This is a genomic window from Thalassospira profundimaris (genome assembly GCF_003326755.1).
Classification (GTDB): domain Bacteria; phylum Pseudomonadota; class Alphaproteobacteria; order Rhodospirillales; family Thalassospiraceae; genus Thalassospira; species Thalassospira profundimaris_B.
The window spans coordinates 252017-260167 of sequence record NZ_JPWH01000005.1 but is presented as its reverse complement, the minus strand read 5'-3'; the positions used below and the strand labels follow the sequence as shown (position 1 = coordinate 260167).

General features: G+C 54.5%; 6 protein-coding genes and 1 pseudogene. 6 read left to right on the top strand and 1 reads right to left on the bottom strand.

Features of this window, described 5'->3' with window-relative positions; all coding sequences use genetic code 11:
- Positions 1-116: 116 nt before the first annotated feature.
- Positions 117-1127 (bottom strand): polyprenyl synthetase family protein, encoded by a 1011-nt coding sequence (locus TH25_RS08565; protein WP_258549085.1) that lies wholly within the window; start codon positions 1125-1127, stop codon positions 117-119.
- A 244-nt stretch (positions 1128-1371) separates the two neighbouring features.
- On the opposite strand from TH25_RS08565, the gene TH25_RS08560 reads away from it, so the two are divergent.
- From TH25_RS08560 to glyS, 6 genes and pseudogenes are all read left to right on the top strand, one after another.
- A complete protein-coding gene (locus tag TH25_RS08560) occupies positions 1372-1617 on the top strand; it encodes a putative signal transducing protein (RefSeq protein WP_114088022.1) in 246 nt (81 codons plus the stop codon).
- Positions 1618-1741: 124 nt separating this feature from the next.
- Positions 1742-2536, top strand: coding sequence for a tRNA1(Val) (adenine(37)-N6)-methyltransferase (locus TH25_RS08555; protein ID WP_114087997.1), 795 nt, complete (start codon positions 1742-1744; stop codon positions 2534-2536).
- 80 nt (positions 2537-2616) lie between these two features.
- Positions 2617-2862: a hypothetical protein gene (locus TH25_RS08550; protein WP_114087996.1), complete on the top strand. Its 246-nt coding sequence runs from the start codon at positions 2617-2619 to the stop codon at positions 2860-2862.
- Between the two features lie 368 nt (positions 2863-3230).
- A pseudogene (locus tag TH25_RS08545) lies at positions 3231-4898 on the top strand (methyl-accepting chemotaxis protein); the annotation flags it as partial.
- Positions 4899-5183: 285 nt separating this feature from the next.
- Positions 5184-6074, top strand: coding sequence for a glycine--tRNA ligase subunit alpha (locus TH25_RS08540; RefSeq protein ID WP_114087994.1), 891 nt, complete (start codon positions 5184-5186; stop codon positions 6072-6074).
- A gap of 3 nt (positions 6075-6077) precedes the next feature.
- Positions 6078-8141 carry a glycine--tRNA ligase subunit beta gene (gene glyS, locus TH25_RS08535; RefSeq protein WP_114087993.1) on the top strand — a complete coding sequence of 688 codons (2064 nt, stop codon included), beginning with the start codon at positions 6078-6080 and terminating at the stop codon, positions 8139-8141.
- Positions 8142-8151: the final 10 nt, after the last annotated feature.

Here is an 8151-nt window from a genome sequence, read left to right as displayed (position 1 = left end):
GTGCTCTACCAGGCTGAGCTACGCTCCGTCATTCTGCGAGCCGGGTATTAATCTTTATTGGACCGGCACGCAAGGAATTTTTTCATCAATATCCGCGCGGAGATCGTCAAAGGCCGTTAATAGGGCCGCGAAATGCAGAATTCGACCGCTTCGATCATGGCATTCTTGATCGGGCCATCGGGGAAACCGGCCAGATCATCAATCGCAAGCTGGCCATATTCCCGGGCGCGATTCATGGTGGCCTCCAGGGTGTTGTATTTGCGGATCAGGCTCTGGGCGTGATCCAGGTCGCCATCGCGGAAATCCTGGTCTTCCATGCAGCGACGCCAAAACGCTTTTTCGTCTTCGTCGCCATTGGCATAGGCAATAATCACCGGCAGGGTTACTTTGCCATCGCGGAAGTCGTCACCAACGGTTTTGCCAAGCGTTGCCTGATGGGCGGAATAATCCAGCACATCGTCAATCAACTGAAAGGCCGTGCCCAAATGCAGGCCATAATCGCGCAGGGCCAGTTCCTCGTCTTCCGGGCGACCGGCAATGACGGCACCAATATGGGATGCCGCGCCAAACAGGGCTGCGGTTTTTGCCATGATGACATCCAGATAGGCCTGTTCGGTTGTGGCCATGTCATTGGCGGTTGAAAGCTGCATGACTTCGCCTTCGGCAATAACAGCCGATGCACGGGCCAGAATATCAAGAACTTTTAGCGAGCCGTTTTTGACCATCAGCACGAAGGAACGGGCAAACAGAAAGTCACCCACCAGAACGCTGGCTTCATTGCCAAACAGGGCATTGGCGGATTCCTGGCCGCGCCGCAACAGGCTTTCATCGACCACATCATCATGCAGCAGGGTGGCGGTATGGATGAATTCAACACAGGCCGCCATATTTACCGCCGAGTCACCTTCCTCGTATCCGCACAGGCGGGCGGAAGCAAGGGTGAGCATAGGGCGCATACGCTTGCCCCCCGCAGCAACCAGATGGCTGGCCAGTTGCGGGATCAGCGCGACATCGCTGTGCATATTGTCGATAATAACCTGATTGACCCGCTTCATGTCGGCATCTACCAGATCAATCAGGGAATCCAGACTGGGCTGTGTGGTGTGCTGCGTCGCAGTGTTATTCACGCTCTTTTCCGAAACAATTCGTGCGTCATACCTGCTTGGTCGGACAGGTAACGCTGGTTTCATGACGAGGCCAGACAAACCCCGATGGTTGCTTTTGGCCGCCGCCCAACATAATGACGCCAGGCATTGACGGTCAAGTGGACAAATCAATACCGCTTTCTGCTGCAATGAACAATAATATGCTATGGTAGGTATCTTGAACCTGCCATCCTGCGGCCTGAATTTTGGGGAGAAACCATCCGATATGATCGAACTGATCCGCAGCAATGATCCGGTAGAGCTTAGCTGGGTGCAGTCCATTCTGGCTGACGAGGGCATTGAAAGTCTGATTTTTGATTTTCATGCCTCTATTCTGGATGGGTCAATCGGGGCCTTGCCGCGTCGTTTGATGGTGACACCCGATGATGAAAGCCGGGCGCGCTATGCTTTGGAAATCGCCCGCCGTGATTTGGGGCGCGAGGTATCGTCGCCTTCAGGCCATCAGGAATAAGGAATTGGCAAGGAGGGGCCGCCGGGATAACAGGTTGTCCGTATTTGCTGTTACGCGATTTTAATGCTTTTGCTGTGTACCCCGTGATCGTCCGTTTGCTTCAAAGATGACCCAGTCCGTATCGATGCCACATTCACCCCACCCCCAGGACACCTTGTTTGTGCCGCCCTTTGCCGAGGACCGGATCAGTCACGATTTTTTGCTGGGTGGGGCGGTCACTTTAAAGCAGCCTTTAGATGGCTACCGCGCGGCGGTTGATGCGGTTTTGCTGGCTGCGTCGGTGCAGGTTGGCGGGCAGCGGGATCGAAAAATTCTTGATGTCGGGGCCGCGGTGGGATCGGCCGGGCTGTGTGTGGCACGCCGTATTGACGATGCCCTTGTCACCGGAGTGGAATTGCAGGACGATTTGTATGCCCTGTTTTGCCGCAATATTGTTGAAAACGGGTTTGAAGGGCGGGTTCATCCCCTGCATGGCGATATTAACGACCGGCAATTGCCGCTGCGTGCGGAAAGTTTTGACCAGGTGATTTCCAACCCGCCCTATTATGCCGGGGGGACACGCCCTGCCAATCACAGTCGGGCGACGGCCCATCAGGAAGGCAGTGCCGATCTGGCTGCCTGGATTGGCTTTTGTTTGAAAATGGTGCGCCAGAAAGGGCGGGTAACGCTGGTCCATCGGGCGGATCATCTGGACCGGATTATCGGTTTGCTGTTTGGCCGGGCGGGGGATATGACGGTTTATCCCGTCTGGAGCAAGGCAAGTTCAGATGTGCCGTTACGGGTTATTGTGTCGGTGCGCAAGGGGGTATCCTCGCCGCTTAAAATGCGCCGGGGCCTTGTGTTGCATGACGAGGCCGGCCAGTATTTGCCCGAAATCGAGACCCTGTTGCGCAATCCGGCACAATTGCCCGGTTTCTAATTCGGGCAGGATTGACTATAACACTGCCGGAACACTGCCAGCCCGGAACGTTTTGATAATCACCTATTGCGGGGATATTGATGCTCAGCCTGTCACAAATTCTGTTTACAGCTTTGGTTATTGTGGTGGTGTGGCAGGTGTCGCGTTTTGTCGGGCGCAAAGGGACCAATCAGAATACGCGACGTGCATCTCATGACAAACATGCACAGCGTGGCAGGTCTGATGGCACCCGTCACGATCGTCAGCCAGTGGCCCAGGATATGGAAAAATGCCCGCATTGCGGCGTTTATCATGCCGAGGGACTGTCCCATCGCTGTCAGGACTGAAAACGCGCCATGTGCGTGGTTTTGAAGTTGATCCGTTAAAGTTTCCCGTTGACCGTTTTTATGGTCTGAAACGCGAAAGTGTTTTTCAGGCGAACAGTATTATAATTTGACATATACTATTGAATAGTCATTTGGGGCCTCCAATGTGTCTTTCAAAGCGCTGCGTATAGTTTTTACGCAGCCGCTGTTCCAAAAGACAGGATATTAATCGCCCCATTATTGCCGTCGGTTTCCTAAGTTATGCGTTTCAATAACGCCGTCTCCATTTGCGGGATCGGGGGAGGATTGCCTGTGTTCTGGTCAATATCGTGTCAAAGGGCACGGTAAAACGTCAGTATGAGGCACTTATGGAAGCTATTTCTAATCTCAGGATTTCGCGAAAGCTGATGCTCGCCTTCGGGGTGATGCTATTGCTGAATATTTTCACCAGCGCATTCGCCATTTTCAAGATGCAGGCGATTAACGAGACCTCGACCGAAATCGCGGTTAACTGGTTGCCCAGCATTTCGGCCATTAATGATATCAATGACAGCGTAAACAAGGTGCGCATCTTTCAGTTGGCGCATGTTCTGTCTGATAAAGCCGACAAAATGGCTGAATTTGAACGGAACATTGAACATCAGCTTGAGCAGGAAGCAGTCCAGGCAAAAACTTACGAGAAGCTGATTTCGTCCGACGAAGAACGGGCGATGTGGCAAGAGGCAAGTGAGCTACTTGGTCAGTACAACAGTTTGTGGGATCAGATTGTTGTTCTTTCCAATAGCAACCAGAATGCGCAGGCACGCGATATGGTGCTGGGAGAGGGCGAACAGGTTATTGTTAAAATTCGCGATATCCTTCAGCAGCTTGTGCAGCTTAACCAGCAGGGTGGCGAGGGTGCCTCTGCCCGGGGTGATCAGGAATATTTCTGGTCGCGCATGTTGATGGTCAGTGTTGCGGTTGTTGTCTCGTTGTTGACAATCGGGTTTTCGTTCCTGCTGTCGCGCGGTATTGCAACGCCGATTGTAAATATGACAAGCGCCATGTCGCGGTTGGCAGGCGGGGATAAAAGTGTTCAGATTCCCGGGATTGAACGCAAGGATGAAATTGGCGAAATGGCAGCAGCCGTTCAGGTGTTTCGCGACAATATGATCGAGGCCGAGCGCCTGGCAAAGCAGGAAGAAGAACAAAGTCGCCTGCGCAGCCAGCGTGCTGAACGTATCGAAGGACTGACCAACGCATTTGACCGTGAAGCAGGCATGACGATTGCCGCTGTTGCCTCTGCCGCGACCGAGCTTCAGTCCAACGCAAAGTCACTGTCCTCGCAGTCCGATCAGGCGTCGCATCAGGCCTCGACTGTGGCCTCGGCTGCAACCCAGGCGACAGGTAACGTGCAGACGGTTGCGTCTGCCGCCGAAGAGCTTTCAGCCTCGATCTCGCAGATTGCCAACGAGGTCGCACAGGCCGCTGCTGTTTCCAAAAACGCTGTGGAACAGGCCGGGCATACGGGCCGGATTGTCGGTAATTTGCAGCAATCTGCGGTCAAGATCGGCGAGGTTGTTGACCTGATTAACGACATCGCCAGCCAGACCAATTTGCTGGCCCTGAATGCGACCATCGAAGCCGCGCGGGCGGGTGAGGCTGGCAAGGGTTTTGCCGTGGTGGCAAGCGAGGTGAAGAACCTGGCCAACCAGACGGCACGGGCAACCGCCGACATTGGCGAGCAGATTGCCGCAACCCGCAATGCAACCGATGAAGCCGTCGAGGCGATTGCCGGTATTGCCGAGATCATCGAGAAAGTGAACGAAATTGCCAGCAGCATTGCCGCGTCCATCGAGGAGCAGCAGGTGGCAACCGGTGAAATTGCCCGCAACGTCGAAGAAGCCGCCCGCGGCACCCAGGATGTGAACAGCAATATCTTTGAGGTGACGAATGTGATTCAGGGGACCGGCGAGGTCGCGAAAGACGTCCTGCAGGCCTCTTCGGAGCTTTCGGTCGAAGCGGAAAAGATGCGCACTATCGTCAGCAAGTTTCTCGATAACGTCAAATCGGCCTGATTGCGGCCCTGGCTTCCCTTAAATTGCCTCATTGACCGGGTTGTCTGTGCAGACAGCCCGGTCTTTTTTCGTCTTTCAGGGAAGGAAACGTATTTTGCACGTGCACAAAATGGCAAAGATGCAGTAAGTGTTTAAAAACACCATTTAGTGTTATCCGTTGACGTGCCAACGCGACGATTTGAGGTCAATGTAAGGGCTTTTGCTGGCTTGACCGGGACCGGACGGGGCGTTAGCTTGCCGCACTAAAATTTCTTTTGATGACAATTTAAGCAGAGAGTACGCGCAATGGCGCTCGACGGGTCGCAACGTCCTCCTTCGTTTCAGGAAATCATTCTTCGACTGCAAAGCTATTGGGCTGATCAGGGATGTGTCATCCTTCAGCCTTATGACCTTGAAGTTGGCGCCGGTACCTTTCATACCGCAACCACCCTGCGCGCGCTGGGCCCGGAAAGCTGGAATGCCGCCTATGTGCAGCCGTCGCGCCGCCCAACCGATGGCCGTTATGGTGAAAACCCCAACCGTTTGCAGCATTATTACCAGTTCCAGGTTTTGATGAAGCCCTCGCCTGCCAATGCGCAGGACCTTTATCTGGGTTCGCTTGCGCATCTGGGCATTGACCCGATGGCGCATGATATCCGCTTTGTCGAGGATGACTGGGAAAGCCCGACTTTGGGTGCCTGGGGCCTGGGCTGGGAAGTGTGGCTGGATGGCATGGAAGTCACCCAGTTTACCTATTTCCAGCAGGTGGGCGGTTTTGAATGTGACCCGGTCCCGGTCGAGCTGACTTATGGTCTGGAACGCCTGGCGATGTATATTCAGGGTGTCGAAAATGTTTACGACCTGGATTACAACGGTCAGGGTGTTTCCTATGGCGATGTGTTCCTGCAAAATGAAAAGGAACAATCGACCTATAATTTCGAGATCGCCAATACCGAAATGCTGTTCCGCCATTTCAAGGACGCGCAGGCTGAATGTGCGGTGAATATTGAACGCGGTTTACCGCTGCCTGCTTATGAACAGGCCATGAAGGCCAGCCATATTTTTAACCTTCTCGATGCGCGTGGCGTGATTTCCGTTACCGAACGTGCCGCTTATATCGGTCGTGTGCGCGAGATGTCCAAATCCTGTTGCGAAGCCTGGCTTCGGGCGCGTGGACATCTGAAAGAGGAGGCATAAGACATGGCCGAATTACTGCTTGAACTTTTTTCCGAGGAAATCCCGGCCCGTATGCAGGCCCGTGCCAGTGCCGACCTTGAAAAGCTGGTGACAGACGGCCTGAAGGCGGCTGACTTGGCATTTGGCAAGGTGGAAAGCCTGGTTACACCGCGCCGCCTGACATTGATTATTGACGGCCTGCCGGAAAAACAGCCTGACCTGCGTGAAGAGCGGCGCGGCCCGCGTGCCGATGCCCCGGAAAAGGCGATTAACGGCTTTTTGACCGGCAATGGCGTGACGCTGGAACAGTGCGAAAAGCGCGAAACGCCCAAAGGCGTGTTCCTGTTTGCCATTGTCGAACAGAAGGGGCGTGCGGCCTCGGTCGTGATTAAAGACATCATTGAAGATGCAATGAACAAGCTGCCCTGGCCGAAATCCATGCGCTGGGCTGATCACAAGGTGCGCTGGGTGCGCCAGCTTGAGCGTATTCTGTGCCTGTTTGATGGCAATGTGGTGCCGGTCAGCTATGGTGTGGTGAGCGCAGGTGATGTGACCAGTGGCCACCGTTTTCTGGCACCGGCATCCTTTAGCGTTAAAAACGCGGCGGAATACAAGGCGAAGCTGAATTTTGCCAAGGTGATGCTGGACCGTGAAGAACGCAAACGCGTAATCGCCGACGGCTGCCGGAAAATTGCCGATGATGCCGGTTTGAAACTGGTTGATGACCCGGGCCTGCTTGATGAAGTTTGCGGGCTGGTTGAATGGCCGGTGCCGGTGATGGGTAAAATTGACGACCATTTCATGGATGTCCCGCGCGAGGTTTTGGAAACCTCGATGCGCGAACACCAGAAATATTTTGTTCTGGAAGATGCCAGTGGCAAGCTGGCGGCACGCTTCATTACCATTTCCAATATGGTGACACTGGATGCCAACGCCCAGATTATTGCCGGGAATGAACGTGTTTTGCGCGCCCGCCTGCATGATGCCAAATTCTTCTGGGACCAGGACCGCAAGGTAACGCTGGAATCGCGCCTGCCGAAGCTGGAAAATATCGTGTTCCATGCCAAGCTGGGCACGGTGGCCGAGCGTGTTTTGCGCATGCGCGGACTGGCCCGCGAAGTTTCATCATCCATTCCGGGCTGTGATGTGAAACTGGCCGACCGCGCAGCCGAAATTGCCAAGGCGGACCTGGTTTCAAACATGGTGTTTGAATTTACCGAGCTTCAGGGCCTGATGGGTAAATATTACGCCGAAAATGATGGCGAAAAACCCGAAGTCGCCCAGGCCATTGCGGAGCATTATGCCCCGGCCGGTCCGTCTGATACCTGCCCGACAGCCCCGGTTTCGGTGGCTGTCGCCCTGGCCGAGAAACTCGATACCCTGGCGGGTTTCTTTGCCATTGATGAAAAACCCACCGGGTCGAAAGATCCGTTTGCGCTGCGTCGTGCGGCATTGGGCGTTATTCGCCTGGTGCTGGAAAACGGCCTGCGTTTGCCGCTGCGTCGTTTGTTTGACTATGCGGTGTCCCAATACCCGGCATCCATCCGCCGGGATGCGGCCGTTGAAGACCTTCTGGCCTTCTTTGCGGACCGTTTGAAAGTTCATCTGCGTGAACAGGGCGTGCGCCATGATCTGGTGTCTGCCGTTTTTGCGCTCGATGGCGAGGACGATCTTGTTCGCCTGCTGGCCCGGGTTGATGCGCTTGCCGATTTTGTATCAGGTGAAAGCGGCGTTAACCTGTTGGCTGGCTATAAACGTGCTTCCAACATTTTGCGGATCGAAGAGAAAAAGGACAATGTTTCCTATGACGCGACAGTGGATGTCGCGCTTCTGTCCCAGGATGAGGAACGCCGTTTGTATGAGGCGCTCATCGATGTCCGGCATAAGGCTTTGCCCCTGCTGCGGGCCGAGGATTATGCCGCGGCGATGGCCGGTTTTGCCGAATTGCGCGGGCCGGTTGACGCATTCTTTGAAAAAGTAACGGTCAATAGCGACAATGCCGATGAACGGACCAACCGTTTGAAGCTTCTCGCCCAGATCCGTGCGGCGATGCACGACATTGCCGATTTTTCAAAGATCGAATCGTGAATAAGGCTGC